The organism is Streptomyces sp. NPDC051109, from assembly GCF_044455885.1.
In the GTDB taxonomy this organism is placed as follows: Bacteria; Actinomycetota; Actinomycetes; order Streptomycetales; family Streptomycetaceae; genus Streptomyces.
Genome location: NZ_JBITFF010000003.1, coordinates 232843 through 251140, shown reverse-complemented (window position 1 = coordinate 251140; position 18298 = coordinate 232843). Strand labels below are relative to the sequence as shown.

Here is an 18298-nt window from a genome sequence, read left to right as displayed (position 1 = left end):
CCGACGGCCCCTCAACGGCCCCTGTACGGCGTCCTGCGGACCGACCGCCCCGCCAGGACGTCCGTCCTGCGCCCGTCCCGCACCACGAACCGCCCGTCGATCCACACGTGCGGGATGCCGGTCGGCAGCACCCGCGGGTTCTCGTACGTGGACCCGGCCGCGACCGTCCCGGGATCGAAGAGCACGAGGTCGGCCCGGTACCCGGTGCGCACCAACCCCCGGTCGGGCAGCCGCAGTCGGGCCGCCGGACGGCCCGCCAGATGGGCCACGCACTCCTCCAGCGAGAGCACCCCGAGCTCGCGCACGTAGTGGCCCAGGTAGTGCGGGAAGGTCCCGTACGCCCGCGGATGCGGTTTCGCGCCCTGGAGGATGCCGTCGGAGCCGCCGGTGTGGGCCCGGTGGCGCATGATCGCCCGGACGTTCTCCTCGTGCCCCACGTGCTGGAGGACCGTCGGCCCCAGCCGGTCCGCCAGCAGCAGCCGCCGGGCCGTCTCCCAGTCCCGCAGGCGCGTGCCCACGTACGCCCCGAGCGCAGGGTCCGCCGTCCCCGCGATCTCGATCGTCGTCCAGTCGACCGGAACGCCGTGGCAGCCGTCCGCCCCGGTCACCTCCAGCGCGTGCCGGATCCGCTCGGCCTCGGAGTCGTCGCGCAGCCGGGCGAGAACGGCCTCCGGCCCGCCCTCGTTCGCCCAACCGGGCAGCAGCGCCACGAGGGTGGTGCAGCCGGGCGTGTACGGGTACGAGTCGAGGCTGATGTCGGCTCCGGCGGCGAGGGCCTCGTCCAAGAGGGTGAGCAGCTCGCCCGCCCGGCCCTCGTTCTCCGCGAAGTTCATGGTGGCGTGCGCCAGGTGCAGCGCGCAGCCGGCCTCCCGGGCCAGGGCGACCATCTCGGCGTACGCGCCGAGCGCGCCGCGCCCGTACGAGCGGTGGTGCGGGCAGTAGTAGCCGCCGTACGAGGCCACCACCCTGCACAGCCCGGTCAGTTCGGAGCCGGACGCGTACATGCCGGGGGTGTAGGTGAGCCCCGACGACATGCCGACCGCGCCCTGGGCGAGGCCCTCGGCGACGAGCGTCCGCATCCGGTCGAGCTCGGCGGGGGTCGCGGGCCGGTCGCCCCAGCCGAGGGCGTACGCGCGGACGGTGCCCTGCGGGACGAGGTACGCGGCGTTGACGGCGATGCCGGTGCGGTCGAGCCGGTCCAGGTACCCGCCCACGTCCCGCCAGTCGAACTCGACGTCCTCGCCCGCCCCGTTCCAGCCGGTGATGGCCGCCCGCACCTCGGCGAGGGTGCGGTCGTCGACGGGGGCGTACGAGAGCCCGTCCTGGCCGAGGACTTCGAGGGTCACGCCCTGCGCGGCCTTGGCGCTGTGGTCCGGGTCGCGGAGCAGGGCGAGGTCGCTGTGGGCGTGCATGTCGACGAAGCCGGGGGCGAGGGCGAGGCCGTGCGCGTCGACGGTGTGCCGGCCGCCGGAGCGGATCCTGCCGATCTCGGCGATCCGGCCCTCGTGCACCCCCACGTCGGCGGTGTACGAGGGCCCGCCCGTGCCGTCGACGACGCGGGCCCCGCGGATGACCAGGTCCACCGGCGCGGCTCCGCTAGAAGAAGGTGCGGACGTAGTCGGTGACCGTGCCGTCGGCCTCGACGACCGGGATCAGCGGCCACTTCTCGAAGATCGTGCACGGGTGGGACATGCCGAGCGCCACCCAGTCGCCGACCTGCACGTCCTCGGCGGAGTCCGTCTCCAGCCAGGCGTGCTGGTCGGACAGTTTGACCACGCGGACGCCGGAGGCCGGGCGCTCCTCGCCGGTCAGGGCGTCGCGGACCAGCTCGGCCTCGGGCAGGCCGAGGTCGTACGCGATGTCGCGCTTGCCGGCGTTGACGAAGGCCTGGTCGGGGGAGGGGCGGGAGACGACCTGGGTCCAGAGCCGGAAGGCGGGGCGCAGGCCGCCCTCCTCCGGGACCCGGTTGAAGGGGGTGAGCCGGGTGTACCAGCCGTGGTCGTGCGAGACGTACGCGCCGGAGCGCAGCAGCCGCAGCACGGGCCGGGAAAGCTCCGGGAGCTCGGCGAACACCTCGGCGACGGCGTCGAACCAGGAGGAGCCGCCGGCGCTGACGACGATCTCGTCGAGATCGGCGGCGAACCGGCCGGCCCGGTCGAACTCGACGGCCAGCGACGTGAGGCGGCGCAGGTACGCGTGGACGGATTCCGGGTCGGCGCCGGGGACCTCGGCCTCGTACCCGGCGATGCCGACGAGGCGCAGCGTGGCGGTCTCGGCCACGGCGTCGGCCACGGCCCGGCAGTCCTCGTCGGTCCGCGCGCCGGTACGGGCGCCCTCGCCGGCCCCGAGCTCGACGACGACGTCGACGGCACGGGGCTGGCCTTGCAGGGCCCGGTCCATGAGCCGGACCCCGCGGACGGAGTCGACGTAGCAGACGAAGCGGAAGCCGGGGTCTGCGGCGAGCTCGGCGGCCACCCAGCGCAGCGCCGCCGGGTCGACGAGCTCGTTGGCGAGGAAGATCCGCTGGATGCCGAAGGCGCGGTAGACACGGGCCTGGTGGGGGACGGCGGCGGTGATGCCCCAGGCGCCGTGGTCGAGCTGGCGGCGGAAGAGCTGCGGTGCCATGCAGGTCTTGCCGTGCGGGGCGAAGGCGAGGCCGTGGCGGGCGGCGTACGTGCCGAGGGCGGTGAGGTTGTGCTCCAGCGCTTCGGCGTCGAGCGTGAGGACGGGGGTGGTGAACCCGCCGCCGTAGAGGTCCCGCTTCTCGGCGGCCAGCTGCCCCACCGTGAGCTTCGCCCGCTCGGCGTCGGGCGGCAGCCCCTTGAACCGGTGGTCGACCGGTTCGTCGGCGAGCCGTCGGACTGCGTCGCTGCCCATGCGGATTCCTCCTTGCGTTGCATCTGCTGCAACGTGCATTGCGTGTTGTGCCGCTTGCTGTCTAGCATCCTGCGTACGAGGGGTCAACGCCCGGCCGTGTGTACGGGTTCCGGTACGACGGTGACGACGGCGGCGGTGCCGGCCGTGACGGCGCCGGCGGGGCGAAGGGAGACGGCGTGAGCCAGTCGGTGGAGCGGGCGCTGCGGATCCTTCCGCTGCTCGCCAAGGGCCCGGCGGGGCTCGGCGAGGTCGCCGAGGAGCTCGGCGTCCACAAGAGCACCGCCCTGCGGCTGCTGCGCACCCTGCACGAGCACGGGTTCGTCTACCGCCAGCCCGACGGCCGCCACCGCCTCGGCGCCCAGCTCTTCGCGCTCGCCGCCGAGGCCATGGAGAGCCTCGACGTCCGCACCGTCGCCCACCCCCATCTCGTCGAGCTCAACCGCCTCACCGGCCACACCGTGCACCTCGCGCTCCACCAGGACGACGAGGTCGTGTACATCGACAAGGTCGAGAGCCGCTACCCCGTCCGCATGTACTCCCGCATCGGCCGGCCCGTCCCCCTCACCGTCGCCGCCGTCGCGAAACTGCTGCTCGCCGACCTCCCGGAGGCCGAGCGCACGAGCCTCGCCGAGCGGATCGACTACCCCCGCCACACCGCCCGCTCCACCCCCGACGCGCAGGCCTTCCTGCGCGAGCTGGCCCTGGTACGGGAACAGGGCTGGGCCACCGATCTCGGCGGACACGAGGAGTCCGTCAACTGCCTCGGCGCGCCCGTGCGCGGGCCCGACGGGCGGGCCGTCGCCGCACTGTCCGTCTCCGCGCCCAGCGTGGTCGTCACCGCCGCGGAACTGCTCGAACTGCTGCCCCTGGTCCGGCGCACCGCCGACACCATCAGCCGGGAGTACTCCGGCTCCCCGAACGCCCCCCACGACGACGAGGGCACCCCGTGACCGAGAAGACCGCCCTCACCCCCGACACCCACACCACCCCGCCGGCCCGCTTCTCGCACGGCGTGCGCAAGGGGAACATCCTCCAGGTCGCGGGCCAGGTCGGCTTCCTCCCGCACGTGGACGGCCAGGCGCCGACCCCCGCCGGGCCGACCCTGCGCGAGCAGACCCTCCAGACGCTGGAGAACGTCCGCTCCGTGCTGGAGGCCGGCGGCGCGGGCTGGGACGACGTGATGATGATCCGCGTCTACCTCACCGACACGGACCACTTCGCCGAGATGAACGCCCTCTACGACGCCTACTTCGACGGGCAGGGCCTGAAGCAGGCCCCGGCCGCCCGCACCACGGTCTACGTGGGCCTCCCCGCCGGCCTGCTCATCGAGATCGACGCCCTCGCCGTCCTCGGCTGAGGCCGTAGGCGCGGCGAAGGGGCGCCCCCCTGGCGGCGGGGCGCCCCGATCCGGTCCCGGATCACGTGCAGTACTGCGCCTGCTTGCCGATCGAGCGGTACATGCAGTCCGCGTTCTCCAGCAGCTGCAGCACCGCGTCGCGGTTGCGTGCCGTCTCGCGGTCGATCACCTCGTCCGGCGGGTAGAAGCCGCCCCCGCCGCCCGACTCGGACGGGTACATCTCGAAGGTGTAGGCGAAGATCTTCTGGTTGCCCCACAGCCAGTCGTCGATCGTCCCGTCCGTGATGTACAGGTCGCTCGACTGCTCCGGCGTGTAGCCGTTGCTGTTGGCCATGCTCGTGCCGATGGTCTTGTAGACGGCGAGGTCGTCGGCCGTCAGGCCCGGCGCGGTGTCGTTGTACGTCCAGCCGAACGGCCACAGCACCAGCTCGCTGTACGTGTGGAAGTCGATGGCGGCGGTGATCTGCTGCTTGCCGCCGACCACGCGGCTGCGGACGAAGTCCGCGACCACCTTCACCTCGGGCGCCGACTCGCCGGCCGCGCCGCGGTAGGTCTCGGAGCTCTTGCTGCCGCTGGAGCCGCCGCAGCAGCCCCACTTGTAGTTCCAGTTCCGGTTCTCGTCGGTACCGACGTACGAGGAGCCCGAGTTCGGCTGCCGGTTCTTGCGCCAGGAGCGGTACGAGCCGGTCGCGATGTCGTACTCGCCGCCGTCCGGGTTGAGGTCCGGCACGATCCAGATCTCACGGCCGTTGACCATGTTGGTGATCCGCGAGTCGGTGCCGTACTTGGAGCCGAATTCCTTGAGCAGGTAGAGCGCCATCTCGACGGTCAGGTGCTCACGGGCGTGCTGGTGGTGCGTGAAGAGCACCTCGGGCTCGTTCTCGTCGGTCGCGACGTTGTCGCTGATCTTGATGGCGACGATGTCCCGGCCCTGGTACGACTTCCCGATCACCTTCTTGCTCATGATCGAGGGGTACTGGGCGACGCGCTGGTCGATCTCCGTGTTGGCCTCGGCGTAGTTGTGGTACATCGAGTCCTTGGACGGGAAGTCCATCGGGCTCGCCGCGACCCCCCGCTCCGAGCGGTCCGGCGGGCCGGGCAGGGCGGTCAGCCGGTAGCCGAGCGCCCGCAGCTCCTTGGCCTGCTGGGGGTCGGCGCTGACGACGACCGAACGGGCGTCGACCTCGTCGATCGAGACGCCCGTACGGAGCAGGGCCGTTCGCTCGGCGGCGGTGGCCGGGCCCTTGACCTCGTACTGGACGATCGCCTCGTCCTGGGTGGCTGTCGAGGGGGTGGGTGGCGGGGCCGCCGTCGCGCTCATGCCGTAGGCGGGCGCGCCGAGCGCCAGAGCGAGCAGGGCCGCCGTGACGGCGGCCCTGCGTCGTGTGTGGAGCCGCATGCGTTCTCCTGGGTGGGAGTGTGGGGGTAGCCGTGCGGACGCGCACAGCGTGCTCTTCTGGCATGTCCCGGTCAAGGACTCCATTCCGGCCAGATCCGCCGGGGTGGCGTCCCGCCGGGCCACCCGCCGGGACGGCCACCCCCACACGTACCGCCTAAGGCAGCGCGTGAACCTTCGGACCCACCGAGTTGGACCAAGCGCTACCCGCCTTGGCGTCCCAGTTGGTCGACCAGGTCATCGCGCCGCGCAGCCCCGGGTAGGTCTTCGACGGCTTGAAGGACCCGCAGTTCGTGCCCCTGGCCAGGCAGTCCAGGGCGTTGTTCACGATGGTCGGGGAGACGTAGCCGCTGCCCGCGCCGCTCGGCGAGGCCGGTACGCCGATGCCCACCTGCGAGGGGTCGAGCCCGCCCTCCAGCTGGATGCAGGCCAGCGCGGTGAGGAAGTCCACCGAGCCCTGCGAGTAGACCTTGCCGTCGCAGCCGTTCATCGAGCCGCTGTTGTAGTACTGCATGTTGACGACCGTCAGGATGTCCTTGATGTTCAGCGCCGTCTTGAAGTAGCCGCCCGCCGTCGACTGCATGTCGATGGTCTGCGGGGCCATCGTGATGACGAGCGAGGAGCCGGCCTTGGCGGACAGCGAGCGCAGCGCCTGCGTCATGTAGGTCGGGTTGAGGCCGTTCTCCAGGTCGATGTCGATCCCGCTGAAGCCGTACTCCTGCATCAGCGCGTACGCCGAGTTCGCCAGATTGGCGGCGGAGGTCGAGTCGCTCACCGAGATGGTGCCCTTCTCGCCGCCGATGGAGAGGATGACGGACTTGCCGGCCGCTTTCTTCGCGGCGATGTCCGCCTTGAACTGGGAGACGGTGTAGCCGCCGAGTCCGGCCGAGTCGAGGTTGAAGGCGATGGCCCCGGGCGTGGTCGTGGCGTCGGCGAAGGAGACCGCGATGATGTCGTACTGGGCCGGGACGTCGGAGATCTTCTGGACGGTCGCGCCGTTGTTGAAGTTCTGCCAGTAGCCGGTCAGCGCGTGCTTGGGGACCGAGGGGTTCGGGTTCGGGTTGCCGCCGCCGGTCGTCGTGCCGGTCACCGCCGCCGACCTCGGGCCCTCGCCCGCCGCGTTGTACGCGCTCACCTGGAAGGAGTACGAGGTGGCGGCGGCGAGCCCGGTGATCTGGGCGGGGGAGCCGGACACGGTCTTGACGCGGACTCCGTCCTGATAGACGTAATAGCCGCTCGCCCCGCTGACCGCGTTCCACGAAAGGCTGAGCCCGTTCGCGCTCTGGCCGGAAACGGAGGTCCCGCCCGGGGCGCCGGGGACGGACGGGCCGGGGTCGGTTCCGCCGCCGCCGTCCGGGCCGAAGACGCTGAAGTCGTCGACCACGTACGCCGGCTGTCCGTACCAGCCGTGCGTCCACACCGTGACCTGCGTGGTGCTCGCTCCCGTGGTGAAGGTGGTGGAGAGCTGCTGCCAGCCGCCGCCCGAGCCGGGGGTCCAGGTGGACACGTCCTGCGTGCCGGTCCCGGTCACGCCGAGGTACACGTACGAGCCCTGCACCTGCTCGCTGAGCGTGTACGTCGAGTTCGGCTTGACCGTGACGGTCTGACTGCACTGCGCGTTGTCCTGGCCGGCCGGGGTGCCCCTGAGGGCGGCGGCCCCGCCGTGCACGGGCGAGGAGACGACGGCGCCGCTCCCGGAGGTGCAGGTCCAGTTTGCCAGCCCGGACTCGAAGCCCCCGTTGCGGGCGACGTTGACGTCGGCGGCCTGCGCGGTGCCGGTGGCGAGGGCGGTCAGGCCGCCGGCGGTCAGGGTGGCGGCGCCCAGCAGGGCGAGCGAGCGTATGCGGTTCACGTGGTCTCCGTGGGGGGAGAAGGGGGATGTGAGGGGGAGGTGGAACGGGTGAACGAACGCACCCGGGGTCGTGGGTGGGGGAAACCCCGTCGGCGCGTCGCCGCGTTGCGCCAAAGTTGGTCCAGACCAATCCTCCTGTCAAGACTCTTTGCAATGTGGCTTGAATTGATGGGGCGTCCGATCCCGGATGTCCGGGTTTCCCGCCACCTGTGACCGGGCCTGCCGGTACGGGAATCACCAAGGCCCTGCCCCGCCGGGGACGGCGCGGATATGGTGCTGGGGCAAGGGGGAGGGCGCCGATCGTTTGCGGTCGCGCAGGGGTGCGCGTACGCGACGGCGGCGCCGACGTATGGGGCGTACGGGGTGAACAGGGGGATTCGCGTGCCGACCGCCATTGCCGTCACCAGCGCCGATCTGGTGCTGCCGGCCCCCGACCGGCACACACCGCCGGCCGTCGTCCTGCACCCGCCCGGGCAGCTCGACCTCGCGGGCGCCCTCGCCGAGACGAGCGCCCTGCTGGAGCGCCACGGCCACCTCGTGGCCTTCGTACCGCCCTGGCTGCCGACCGCGACCGTCCAACGGCTGCACACCGTGCGGGCCATCCTGGAGACCGACCGGATCGCCCTCCTCGACGTCGATCTGCCCCCGCTGGCCACGGCCCTGCTGGTGCGTCAGCTGCGCCAGCTCAGCGTCTGCGACTTCAGTCCCGGAGTCATCGCCTCCGCCGCCCGGCTGCTGTCCCACTACATCCACGCCGGGGCCCTGCTGGGCTCGGTCGCCAAACTGGACCGGGTCCCGGTCAGCCTCAAGGCGCACGCCCGATCGTGGTCGCCCGGCGCGCAGTTCGCCGTACTGGCCCACCCGACCCCGCACCTGGTCAAACTGACCGGCTCCGGCGGCGGGGCGCACGCCGGGGGCGGCGCCCTGCCGCCGGGCCCCGCGTACGCCACCCACCTCACCTTCGCCCGCGGCCAGCTCGCCTCCGACTGGGTGGCGGCCGAACTCGCCCCCGCCTGGAGGGTCCAGGGCGTGATGGAGAACCCGCTCCCGGCCGACTCGCCCGGCTGGTGGGCCACGGCGAAGCTGGTCGAGTTCGCCGCCGCCATCCCGGACCCGTCCGTGCTCTACCAGCTGGTCGCCTCCGTCCGCCGCGAGGAGTGCCACTGGTGCGGCCTCGAACTCATCGGCGACCGCTGCGCCTTCTGCGCCGCCCCCCTGGCGGCCCCGCCGCCGGCCGGGACCGCGGACGGGACACCGCCGCCGGCCTTCTCCGGCGCCCCCAGACCAAGACACTGACCGGCTGATCGATCGAAGAACGGCGAGGTAGTACGGCCCATGAACTCACGCCAGCGCCGCGGCGTCATCCTGCTGCTCCTGTCGGTCCTGTGCGCCCTCGCGGCGTTCGGCGGGGTCCTCGTGGTGATCGGCGACGTCAATTCCAAGGTCGGGGCCGAGGTCACGGCCTACCGGGCCAAGGGCGATGTCCCGCCCTACAGCCCGCTGTCGGCGGGCCAGTTCGAGGAGGTCTCCATCCCGAGGCGCTGGCTGTCGGAGACCGCCGTCACCGACCTCGGGCAGCTCAAGGACAAGATCACGCTCACCACCCTGCGCAAGGGCTCCCTGCTCCAAGCCGGCATGTTCGTGGACAAACCGCAGCTCCAGCCGGGGGAGCAGGAGATCGCCATCATGATCGACGCGGCGACGGGGGTGGCCGGCAAGATCTACTCCGGGGCCAAGGTCAACATCATCGCCACCTTCAAGGGCGCCAAGGACACCGAACCCTCCCGCTCGGTGATCATCGTGGCCAACGCCCGCGTCCTGAACGTCGGCAAACTCACCGCCCTCGACAAGGACAGCGACAAGAAGGGCCCCGCCGAGGCGGTCCCGATCACCTTCGCCCTGAACACCAAGGACACCCAGCGCGTCGCGTACGCCGAGTCCTTCGCGGAGCACGTACGGCTGGCCCTGGTGGCCCCCGGCACCGACTCCGCGCCCGGCCCGGGCGACCGTACGTACACCCTCGACGGGGACAAGTGAGGCCCGGATGACCACCCGAATCCTCCCCGCGGCCGGCGACCCGGACGCCGCCCGCCACATCTCCACCCTCCTCAGCCAGCTCCCGGCCGCCGAGCCGGGCGTCCCGGTCTCCGACTCGACCACCCTGCTCGACACCCTGGGGCGGCTGGCCGCCGAGTCCGTCGACGAACTGCCCGAGGTCGTCCTCGTCCACGAGCGGATCGGCCCGGTGCCCGCGCTCGACCTCATCCGCGAGGTCGCGCTCCGCTTCCCGGCCGTGGGCGTGGTGCTGGTCTCCTCGGACGCCGGACCGGCGGTGTTCTCCGCCGCCATGGACTCGGGCGCGCGGGGTGTGATCGGGCTGCCGCTCGCGTACGAGGAACTCGCCGCCCGCGTCCAGGCCGCCGCCCAGTGGTCCGTCGGCGTACGCCGCCACCTGGGCCGGGGGGCCGACGTGTTCACCGGGCCCGGCGGCCGGGTGGTCACGGTCACCGGGGCCAAGGGCGGTGTCGGCACCACCTTCACCGCCGTGCAGTTCGCGCTGGCCGCGGCGGCCTCGGGACGGCGTACGGCCCTGGTCGACATGGACCTCCAGGCCGGCGACGTCGGCTCGTACCTCGACGTGCAGTTCCGGCGCTCGATCGCGGACCTCGCCGGGATCCACGACATCTCCCCGCGCGTGCTGCAGGACGCGGTGTACGAGGACCGGACGGGGCTGGCGCTGCTGCTGGCCCCGGCGGAGGGCGAGCGGGGCGAGGAGGTCGACGAACGCGCCGCCCGGCACATCGTCGGCGCCCTGCGCAGCCGGTACGAGCTCGTCGTCATCGACTGCGGCTCCCAGGTGACCGGGGCCAACGCGGCGGCGGTGGAGATGGCGGACGTGGCCGTCCTGGTCACCACGCCCGACGTGGTCTGCGTACGGGCGGCCAAGCGGCTGGTCCGGATGTGGGAGCGGCTCCAGGTCCGCAAGGCGGAGGACACCGCGATGGTGGTCAACCGCTGGAGCAAGCACACGGAGATCCAGCCCTCCCTGATCGAGAAGATCACGAAGACCCGGGCCACCCGCACCCCGGTGCCGGCCGCCTTCAAGGAGCTCCAGGCGGTCGTGGACGCGGGCCGGGTGCAGGACCTCGACAACCGCTCCAGCGTGAAGCAGGCGCTGTGGACCCTGGCGGGCGAACTCGGCCTGCTGGCGGCGCCGTCCGCGGCGGGGCCGGAAGCCGCCGCCGCGGGGAGCCCGGGCGCGGCCCTCGCCCTACGGGCCGCCGGCCCGGTGGCGCGGCTGCGCCGCGGCCGGGAGGGCTGACGGATGCCCGCGCGCAGACCCGCCGGGAGCGCCGGGGCGACCCGGGTCGTACGGGTCGCACGGGTCGCACGAGGCGCACGGGTCGCACGGGGCGCACGGGCCACCCGCGGCGCCCGTTCCGCCCGGCGGGACCTCGGCCAGGTGGCGGTCGAGTTCGTCGGCATGGTGCCGCTGATCCTGCTGCTCGTGGCGGCGGTGTGGGAGTGCGTACTGATCGGGTACGCCTTCTCGCTGGCGGGCAACGCGGCCGACGAGGCGGCCCGGGTGGGCGCGGTGCACGGGGACGGGGCCTGCGACGCCGCTGCGCGGCGGCACGTCGGGGGCGCCTGGCGGATGAGCGTGCGCTGCGGGGAGTCGGGCGACGTCTACAAGGCGACCGTGGAGCTCAACCTCCCGGTCCTCTTCCCCGGCCTCGACATCGGCACGCCGATCACGGGCGAGGGCGGTTCCCCGAAGGAGGAGGACTGAGATGAGCCGGCACCGCAACCGGGACCGGGGCCAAGTGGCCCTGGAGTACATCGGATTCATCCCCATCCTGCTCTTCGTCGCGCTCTGCGGGATCCAGCTCGGCTGGGTCGCGTACGTGGAGCAGCAGGCGGACACGGCCGCCCGTACCGCGGCCCGCGTGGAGGCCCGCAAGGGCGAGGGCGGGGAGGCCGCCGGCAAGGCGGCGATCCGGCCGAGCCTCGCCTCGCTCGCGGAGATCGAGATCGCCGGGACGTCCGACACGGTCACGGCGACCGCCCGCATCACCGTCAAGTCGATCGTGCCCGGCCTGGACCCCTACACGGCCGAGCGCACGGCCGTCATGCCCAACGACGATCCGAAGGGGTGACCGCACCATGAGCCTGCGTTCCCGCGTCAACACCCCCGACGACCGGCACAGTCCCCGCGAGGACGGCCGGCTGGTCTCCGCGTACCGGGCGAAGCTCCTGGAGGAGATCGACCTCGCCGAGATGTCGGCGCTCGCGCCCGCCGAGCGACGTGCCCGGCTGGAGCGCGTCCTCGGGCACATCATCAGCCGCGAGGGCCCCGTCCTGTCCACCGTCGAGCGCGCGCAGCTGATCCGCCGGGTCGTGGACGAGGCGCTCGGCCTCGGCGTGCTCGAACCGCTCCTCGAAGACGCCTCGATCTCCGAGATCATGGTCAACGGACCGGACCAGATCTTCGTGGAGCGCGCGGGCCGCGTCGAGCAGCTGCCCCTGCGCTTCGCCTCGCACGAGCAGCTGATGCAGACCATCGAGCGCATCGTCTCCACCGTCAACCGCCGGGTGGACGAGGCGAATCCCATGGTCGACGCCCGCCTGCCCAGCGGCGAGCGCGTCAACGTGATCATCCCGCCGCTGTCCCTGACCGGCGCCACCCTCACGATCCGCCGCTTCCCGCGCGCCTTCACCCTGCACGAGATGATCGGCCTCGGCTCCCTCGACGAGCAGATGCTCCTGCTGCTGTCCGGGCTGGTCCAGGCGAAGATGAACGTCATCGTGTCCGGCGCCACCGGCACCGGCAAGACCACGCTCCTCAACGCCCTCTCCGGCCTGATCCCGGAGGGCGAGCGGATCATCACCATCGAGGACTCCGCGGAGCTCCAGCTCCAGCAGGCGCACGTCATCCGCCTCGAATCCCGCCCGGCGAACGTGGAGGGCAAGGGGCGCATCACCATCCGCGACCTCGTACGCAACTCCCTGCGCATGCGCCCCGACCGCATCATCGTCGGAGAGGTGCGCGGAGGCGAGACCCTCGACATGCTCCAGGCGATGTCCACCGGCCACGACGGCTCCCTGGCCACCGTCCACGCGAACAGCGCCGAGGACGCGCTCATGCGCCTGCAGACCCTCGCCTCGATGTCCGAGGTGGAGGTCCCCTTCGAAGCCCTCCAGGACCAGATCAACAGCGCGGTGAACGTGGTCGTCCAACTGACCCGCTTCGGCGACGGATCGCGCCGCCTCACGGAGATCGCCATCCTCGACTCGCACGGCCGCGAGCCCTTCCGCATCACCACCGTCTGCCGGTTCTCCGCCCAGCCGATGAGCGCCGACGGCCGCGTCCACGGCCACTTCGAGTACTACCCGCTGCCGCGCCGGATCGCGGACCGCCTCTACATGAACAACCAGCCGATCCCACAGGCCTTCGGGGTCGCCCTGTCCGACGACCAGCTCGCCACCCGCATCACCCGGACCGTCCTGTGAACCCACTGATCCTCCTCACCCTCGGCGCCACCCTGCTGGCCTGCGTCCTCGTGGTCGCGGGCGTCCGGGCGTACGCCGCCGGCCGCGCCCAGCGCGCCGCCCTCATCGAACGCCTCGCCGCGGACGGCGCACCGGAGCAGGCGGGCCGCAGGCGCCGCTTCCCCGGGGTGGACCGGCGGCTGCGCAGGACCGCGCTCGGCAAGCGGATCGAGCTGAAGCTGGCCGTGACCGGCCTGGACCTCACCCCCGGCGAGTTCTTCGTCTACGTGCTGATGTCGGTGGCCGGGGCGTGGCTGGTCGCGGCCAGCTTCCTGGCCCCCTTCTTCGGCCCGGTGGCCGCCCTGATCGGCCTGTGGGCGGCCGACGCGTACCTCAACTGGCAGCGGGCGCGGCGCAGCGAGCGGTTCATCAACCAGCTGCCCGAGCTCGCGCGCATCCTCGCCAACGCCACCCAGGCCGGGCTGGCCCTCCGTACGGCCATCGCCATAGCGGCGGAGGAGCTGGAGGCCCCGGCGGGCGAGGAACTCTCGCGCGTCGCCGACCGCCTCGCCGTCGGCCACTCCATCGACGAGGCGCTGGGCGAGATCGCCGAACGGCTGCCCTCCCGCGAGCTCGTCGTCCTGGTCTCCACCCTCGTGCTGTCCGCGCGGGCGGGCGGCGCGATCGTCGGCAGCCTGCGCAACCTGACCGTGACGCTGGAGCAGCGCAAGGAGACGCGGCGCGAGGTCCGCACCCAGCTCTCCCAGGTGACCGTGACGGCCTATCTGGTGCCGGCGATCGGACTCGGCTCGCTGCTGCTGGTGAACACGATGATGCCGGGCGCCCTGGACCGGATGACGGGCGCGTTCCTCGGCCAGACGGCGGTGCTGGTGGCGATCGGGCTCTTCACGCTGGGCTTCGTCCTGATCCGCCGGCTCTCGAAGATCGACGTGTGAGGGGGCGACGGACATGACGGCTCTGCTGCTGGCGCTGCTGCTGGGGGTGTCGGTCCTCGGCGTCTTCCACGGCGTCCGCCTCTACCGCGCCGAGGTGAAACTGCCGAGCGACCTCGCGCTGGCCCTGGAGGTCGGCGCCACCCGTACGACCGCCGTCGGCTCGGCCGTCGACCGGCTCGGCATCCGCTGGGCGCCGCTCGTGCTGCGCCTGATGGGCCCGAACCGGGTCGCCCGCAAGCGCCGCCAGATCGACCTGGCGGGCAATCCGGCCGGCCTGACCATAGACCGGTACGCGGCGCGCCGCGCGGTGTACGGGTTCCTCGGCGCGCTCGGCGCCTTCTCGATGCTGATCAACGGCCAGCTCGTACCGGCCCTGCTGATGGTCGCCTTCGGCCTGTTCTGGATCGAGGTCGGCCTGTGGTCGGCGATCCGGGTCCGCCGCGACCACATCGAGCGGACACTGCCGGACTTCCTGGACGTCCTCGCCGTCGTGGTGAGCGCCGGGCTCGGCTTCCGGCAGGCGCTGGAGCGGGTGGCCGCCAAGTACGACGGCCCCTGGTCGGACGAGGTCCGGATCACCCTGCAGCAGATGGACATGGGCGTCAGCCGCCGCCAGGCCTTCGACGAGCTGCGCCGGCGCAACGACTCCGAGCAGGTGGCGCAGTTCGTGACCGCCCTGCTGCAGGGCGAGGAGCTGGGCTCGCCGATCGTCGACACGCTGATCGCGATCGCCGAGGACATGCGCCGTACGGACGCCCAGAACGCCCGTCGGCGGGCGGCACGGGCGGTCCCGAAGGCCACCTTCGCGGTGACCGTCTTCATGCTGCCGGGAACGCTGATCCTGCTGGTCTGCGGCTTCGTGTACGGCGCGGACGTGGACTTCGGCGCGCTGCTCGGGGGCGGGTGAACCATGGCGGTCCTCCACATCCCCCTGGCGGTGCGGGGCGGTGCGCGGCGGCGCCGCGAGGGCGGAGGCCCTTCGCTCACCCTCCGGTCGAACGCGCTCCAGGCCCTCTCCCGCAGGGTCTTCGCGTTCCGGATGGTGATGATCGGCCTGGGCGCGCCGCTGGCGCTGGGGCACACGGCGCGCGGCGGGCCGACGTACCTCGTGGGCGGCGCGGTCCTGCTCACCTTCATGCTCTCGTACGTGCTCTTCCGCGACTGGGAGCGCTTCGGGCCGCTGCTGCTGCGCCACCGGTGGCTGCTGGCCCCGGACCTGGCGTGCTGCGGGCTGCTGCTGGTCACGGCGAGGCCCGAGTCGCCGCTCGGCTTCGCCGTGCTCTGCACACCGCTGCTGGCCGGGCTGGTCTACGGGTGGCGCGGCTCGGCGGTGTACGCGGCCCTGGCGGCGGTGGCCGTGGCCGCCGCGGCCGGCGGCCTGACCCTGCCGGTGCTGTGCCTGCTGGCGGGCGCGGCCGGCGCCTCGCTCCGGGACCTCCTCTTCCGCTTCGGCGCGGCGAGCCAGGCCCTGACGGAGACGCGGGCCCGGCTGGCGGTGGCCGAGGCGGTGCGCGCCGAACGGGACCACCTGGCCCGCGAGATGCACGACTCGGTGGCGAAGACCCTGCACGGGCTGGCCCTGGCGGCGGACGCCCTCGCCCGCACCACGGACCCGGCGGCCGTGCGCAGCCAGGCCTCCTTCCTCTCCGGCGCGGCCCGCGCCGCGGCGGCGGAATCCCGCGCACTGCTGACGGACCTGCGGCGGGACACGCAGGCGCCCGGCGTCTCGCTGCAGGGGGAACTGCGCCGCCTGGCCGGCGCGGACGCGGAGCTCCGTACGCAGGGGGTCCTCCCGGTGTTCCCCTCCCGGGCGGCGCACCACGTCCTGTCCATCACCGCGGAGGCCCTGGAGAACGCCCGCCGCCACGCGGGAGCCTCGCGCGTGCTGGTCTCGGCGGCGGTGGACGCGAGGGACTTCACCCTGACCGTCGAGGACGACGGCTGCGGCCTCCCGCCCGACGCCCTGCGCCGCGGGGGCCGCTTCGGGCTGCTTGGCATGGAGGAACGCGCGGCGGCGATCGGCGCCCGCCTGCGCATCGGAGCCCGGCCATCCGGCCCCGGGACGGTGGTCCGCCTGGACCTCCCGCTCGCGGCCCTGACCCCGGAGGGGAGCCCGTGACGCCGCTGCGCGTTCTGATCGCCGACGACAACCCGGTGGTACGGGCGGGGCTGACGTCCCTCCTGGCGACGGCCGGGGACATGGAGGTCGTGGCCCAGGCGGCGGACGGCCGCGAGGCCCTGAGCCTGACCCGCAGGCACGCCCCGGACGTGATCCTGCTGGACGTGCGCATGCCGGGCGTGGACGGCATCTCGGCCCTGCCGCACCTCGTACAGCTGGCGCCCGTACTGATGCTGACGTACAGCCAGGAGTCGGAGGTCGTCCGAGAAGCGCTCCTCTTGGGCGCGGGGGGCTACCTGGTCCACGGCGAATTCACGCCGGAGGACCTGGTCCGCGCGGTCCGCGACGTCCGCGAGGGCCGGGCCCATTTCACGCCGACGGCGGCGAGCGCACTCCTCGCGGAACTCCGGACCTCTTCGCAACCGCAACGAACTGTGGCACGCTCTCCTGAGCGACTGCACAACTCAGTTCTCTTCGGCCTGAGTTCGAGGGAGGTGGAGATCATGGATCTCATCGCGTCCGGGATGAGCAACCAGCAGATCGCGGCCACCTGCTTCATCAGCGAGAAGACGGTGAAGAACCACATCAACCGCATCTTCGCGAAGCTGCAGAGCACGAGCCGCAGCGAGGCGATAGCGCGCTGGCTGGGAACGGCCCGTCCAGGGGTGAGCGGCCATGGGTAGACGGAGTGCGCAGTGGGTCCGTAATTGGGCCCCGGGACCCTTGGTTATCACCGGTGACTCCCCGTACGGTCCGCAAACCAACAGCGCCACCGGCCCGGGAGGGAACCCCCATGCTGCAGAACACCCTGGCGAGGATGCGGAACCGGTACGAATCCAAGGGCGCCCGAGACCGAGGCCAGACGGCCTTCGAATACCTGGGCATCATCCTGGTGGTCGTAGTGATCATCGGCGCGATCGTCGGCACGGGCATCGGCCAGACCATCACCAACCGGATCGCTGCAGCGGTCACCGCGGTCACCGCAGGGAAATGATCTCGGCGAAGTTCGACGAACGAGGACAGGCATTTCCCATCTACATCGTGCTGGTGGCGGGGATGCTTTTCGCCGCGTTCGCCTTCTTCGTCTTCGGGCGGGCGGCACTCACGCGCAGCAATGCGCAAGGTGCCGCCGACGCGGCCGCCCTGGCAGCCGCCCGGGACGCCCGAGACCATCTGGTCCCAGGCCTGGACTTCGCGAAGTTCGACCCCGGGGACTGGGAGAAGATCCTGAGCGGTGAGCTGTTCGACTCGGCCGGAGCCTGCGCGAAGGCGCGCACGTTCGCGGCGAAGAACGACGCGTCGGCGACCTGTACTCCCCGATCTCGTGGGTTCGTGGTCGCAGTGACGACCGACGGGACGGTCGGCAAGTCCGTCGTCCCGGGCACCGACAGCGTGCACGGGCAGGCGAGGGCAACGGCGGCGATCGAGCCTCGATGCACTCTCGACACCGCTCCGATGCCTGCTCCCACGCCATCCCCGACGCCCACCCAAGGCCCCACTCCGGCGCCGACTCCGGCGCGGCCGGTGACGTTCAAGTGCAAGGGAGGAAAAGACCTGGTGGTGGACCCTTCGAAGCCCGACCCCTGGCGCAAGATCGCCAGGACCCTGTTTGACGTGCGCTTGGTCGATTGACAGCGAATGAGAGAAGGAAGCGGCATAGATGAGCACTCGGCACTCGGTGAGGTTCCGTGGGGGAGCGGCCGCCGTGTCTGTGGCGGTTCTGGCGATCACGATGGCCGGATGCGGAGGGAGCGATGACAACAAGCCCAAGGCGGCCCAAAGCCCGTCGTCGAACTCCCAAGGCGGCGCACCTCAGCCGCAGGCGCCCAGCGGCAGCCCGATGCCCACGCCGACCGAAGTGCTAGCCACAGTCAACGGTGAGAACGGCATGACGCTCACCATCAATTCGGCGGCGCGTGACGCAGGCGGCTTCCTTACGATCAGCGGCCAGTTGAAGAACACCGGCAGTCAGGCCTTCGCCAGTACTGCGGCGTGGCGGGGCAATGAACTCAACAGCAGCGGGGCCTCGGTCGCAGGTGTCACGTTGGTCGACAAGGCGGGCAAGAAGCGGTACTACGTGCTCCGCGACACCGACGGCAGGTGCCTTTGCACGACAGGGTTGACTGTTATCGACGCCGGCCAGTCGGTGCCGTTCTTTGCACAGTTCCCGGTGCCTCCGAACAACACCACGCAGGTGGACTTCAACCTCCCCACCTTCGCCACGGCCACCATCAAAATCTCCGGGTGACCC

General features: G+C 72.1%; 19 protein-coding genes. 15 read left to right on the top strand and 4 right to left on the bottom strand.

From position 1 onward, the window contains the following. Positions 1 to 11: 11 nt before the first annotated feature. Both ACIBAD_RS06930 and ACIBAD_RS06925 read right to left on the bottom strand, forming a co-directional pair. A complete protein-coding gene (locus tag ACIBAD_RS06930) occupies positions 12 to 1583 on the bottom strand; it encodes an amidohydrolase family protein (RefSeq protein WP_398905041.1) in 1572 nt (523 codons plus the stop codon). A 13-nt stretch (positions 1584 to 1596) separates the two neighbouring features. After that, the gene (locus tag ACIBAD_RS06925; RefSeq protein ID WP_134071695.1) at positions 1597 to 2877 is read right to left on the bottom strand and encodes an amino acid deaminase; all 1281 of its coding nucleotides are present in this window, start codon (positions 2875 to 2877) and stop codon (positions 1597 to 1599) included. A gap of 176 nt (positions 2878 to 3053) precedes the next feature. Here ACIBAD_RS06925 and ACIBAD_RS06920 point away from each other — a divergent pair, with 176 nt between their 5' ends. Together ACIBAD_RS06920 and ACIBAD_RS06915 are read left to right on the top strand one after the other, a co-directional pair. Next, a complete protein-coding gene (locus ACIBAD_RS06920; protein WP_398905037.1) occupies positions 3054 to 3827 on the top strand; it encodes an IclR family transcriptional regulator in 774 nt (257 codons plus the stop codon). Continuing rightward, on the top strand, positions 3824 to 4234 hold the full coding sequence (locus ACIBAD_RS06915) for a RidA family protein (RefSeq protein WP_398905035.1): 411 nt from the start codon (positions 3824 to 3826) through the stop codon (positions 4232 to 4234). The genes ACIBAD_RS06920 and ACIBAD_RS06915 overlap by 4 nt, the downstream gene beginning before the upstream one ends. Before the next feature lie 61 nt (positions 4235 to 4295). Here ACIBAD_RS06915 and ACIBAD_RS06910 read toward each other — a convergent pair whose 3' ends face one another. Further along, complete coding sequence (locus tag ACIBAD_RS06910; RefSeq protein ID WP_398905033.1) at positions 4296 to 5633, bottom strand: M14 family metallopeptidase; 1338 nt, start codon at positions 5631 to 5633, stop codon at positions 4296 to 4298. Between the two features lie 154 nt (positions 5634 to 5787). Further along, entirely contained in the window at positions 5788 to 7482 is a 1695-nt protein-coding gene (locus ACIBAD_RS06905) for a glycosyl hydrolase family 18 protein (RefSeq protein WP_134071687.1), read from the bottom strand. A 381-nt stretch (positions 7483 to 7863) separates the two neighbouring features. On the opposite strand from ACIBAD_RS06905, the gene ACIBAD_RS06900 reads away from it, so the two are divergent. The 13 genes from ACIBAD_RS06900 to ACIBAD_RS06840 all read left to right on the top strand — a co-directional run bounded on the left by ACIBAD_RS06900 (position 7864) and on the right by ACIBAD_RS06840 (position 18295). After that, positions 7864 to 8778: a hypothetical protein gene (locus tag ACIBAD_RS06900; protein WP_398905031.1), complete on the top strand. Its 915-nt coding sequence runs from the start codon at positions 7864 to 7866 to the stop codon at positions 8776 to 8778. Between the two features lie 39 nt (positions 8779 to 8817). Continuing rightward, the gene (gene cpaB, locus ACIBAD_RS06895) at positions 8818 to 9519 is read left to right on the top strand and encodes a Flp pilus assembly protein CpaB (protein WP_134071685.1); all 702 of its coding nucleotides are present in this window, start codon (positions 8818 to 8820) and stop codon (positions 9517 to 9519) included. 7 nt (positions 9520 to 9526) lie between these two features. Further along, positions 9527 to 10804 carry an AAA family ATPase gene (locus ACIBAD_RS06890; RefSeq protein WP_134071683.1) on the top strand — a complete coding sequence of 426 codons (1278 nt, stop codon included), beginning with the start codon at positions 9527 to 9529 and terminating at the stop codon, positions 10802 to 10804. A gap of 3 nt (positions 10805 to 10807) precedes the next feature. Then, on the top strand, positions 10808 to 11272 hold the full coding sequence (locus ACIBAD_RS06885) for a TadE family protein (RefSeq protein WP_398905028.1): 465 nt from the start codon (positions 10808 to 10810) through the stop codon (positions 11270 to 11272). A 1-nt stretch (position 11273) separates the two neighbouring features. Then, a complete protein-coding gene (locus ACIBAD_RS06880) occupies positions 11274 to 11639 on the top strand; it encodes a TadE/TadG family type IV pilus assembly protein (protein ID WP_134071679.1) in 366 nt (121 codons plus the stop codon). Between the two features lie 7 nt (positions 11640 to 11646). Next, a complete protein-coding gene (locus ACIBAD_RS06875) occupies positions 11647 to 12993 on the top strand; it encodes a CpaF family protein (RefSeq protein ID WP_134071677.1) in 1347 nt (448 codons plus the stop codon). Further along, the gene (locus ACIBAD_RS06870; protein ID WP_134071675.1) at positions 12990 to 13928 is read left to right on the top strand and encodes a type II secretion system F family protein; all 939 of its coding nucleotides are present in this window, start codon (positions 12990 to 12992) and stop codon (positions 13926 to 13928) included. Before ACIBAD_RS06875 ends, ACIBAD_RS06870 begins: the two co-directional genes overlap by 4 nt. Positions 13929 to 13941: 13 nt before the next feature. Next, positions 13942 to 14835, top strand: a complete 894-nt coding sequence (locus ACIBAD_RS06865) for a type II secretion system F family protein (protein WP_134071673.1) — start codon at positions 13942 to 13944, stop codon at positions 14833 to 14835. 3 nt (positions 14836 to 14838) lie between these two features. After that, positions 14839 to 16047, top strand: a complete 1209-nt coding sequence (locus ACIBAD_RS06860) for a sensor histidine kinase (RefSeq protein ID WP_398905024.1) — start codon at positions 14839 to 14841, stop codon at positions 16045 to 16047. Further along, positions 16044 to 16730: a response regulator gene (locus ACIBAD_RS06855; RefSeq protein WP_398905022.1), complete on the top strand. Its 687-nt coding sequence runs from the start codon at positions 16044 to 16046 to the stop codon at positions 16728 to 16730. The genes ACIBAD_RS06860 and ACIBAD_RS06855 overlap by 4 nt, the downstream gene beginning before the upstream one ends. A 110-nt stretch (positions 16731 to 16840) precedes the next feature. Further along, positions 16841 to 17041, top strand: a complete 201-nt coding sequence (locus ACIBAD_RS06850; RefSeq protein ID WP_134071668.1) for a hypothetical protein — start codon at positions 16841 to 16843, stop codon at positions 17039 to 17041. Beyond that, positions 17038 to 17679: a pilus assembly protein TadG-related protein gene (locus ACIBAD_RS06845; protein WP_134071666.1), complete on the top strand. Its 642-nt coding sequence runs from the start codon at positions 17038 to 17040 to the stop codon at positions 17677 to 17679. The genes ACIBAD_RS06850 and ACIBAD_RS06845 overlap by 4 nt, the downstream gene beginning before the upstream one ends. Before the next feature lie 73 nt (positions 17680 to 17752). After that, positions 17753 to 18295, top strand: a complete 543-nt coding sequence (locus ACIBAD_RS06840; RefSeq protein ID WP_398905019.1) for a hypothetical protein — start codon at positions 17753 to 17755, stop codon at positions 18293 to 18295. Positions 18296 to 18298: the final 3 nt, after the last annotated feature.

Coding starts and splice junctions, on each gene's coding strand:
- ACIBAD_RS06925 (WP_134071695.1), bottom strand. CDS start 2,877: ATGGGCAGCGACGCAGTCCGACGGCTCGCCGACGAACCGGTCGACCAC.
- ACIBAD_RS06910 (WP_398905033.1), bottom strand. CDS start 5,633: ATGCGGCTCCACACACGACGCAGGGCCGCCGTCACGGCGGCCCTGCTC.
- cpaB (WP_134071685.1), top strand. CDS start 8,818: ATGAACTCACGCCAGCGCCGCGGCGTCATCCTGCTGCTCCTGTCGGTC.
- ACIBAD_RS06890 (WP_134071683.1), top strand. CDS start 9,527: ATGACCACCCGAATCCTCCCCGCGGCCGGCGACCCGGACGCCGCCCGC.
- ACIBAD_RS06885 (WP_398905028.1), top strand. CDS start 10,808: ATGCCCGCGCGCAGACCCGCCGGGAGCGCCGGGGCGACCCGGGTCGTA.
- ACIBAD_RS06880 (WP_134071679.1), top strand. CDS start 11,274: ATGAGCCGGCACCGCAACCGGGACCGGGGCCAAGTGGCCCTGGAGTAC.
- ACIBAD_RS06875 (WP_134071677.1), top strand. CDS start 11,647: ATGAGCCTGCGTTCCCGCGTCAACACCCCCGACGACCGGCACAGTCCC.
- ACIBAD_RS06865 (WP_134071673.1), top strand. CDS start 13,942: ATGACGGCTCTGCTGCTGGCGCTGCTGCTGGGGGTGTCGGTCCTCGGC.
- ACIBAD_RS06860 (WP_398905024.1), top strand. CDS start 14,839: ATGGCGGTCCTCCACATCCCCCTGGCGGTGCGGGGCGGTGCGCGGCGG.
- ACIBAD_RS06850 (WP_134071668.1), top strand. CDS start 16,841: ATGCTGCAGAACACCCTGGCGAGGATGCGGAACCGGTACGAATCCAAG.
- ACIBAD_RS06845 (WP_134071666.1), top strand. CDS start 17,038: ATGATCTCGGCGAAGTTCGACGAACGAGGACAGGCATTTCCCATCTAC.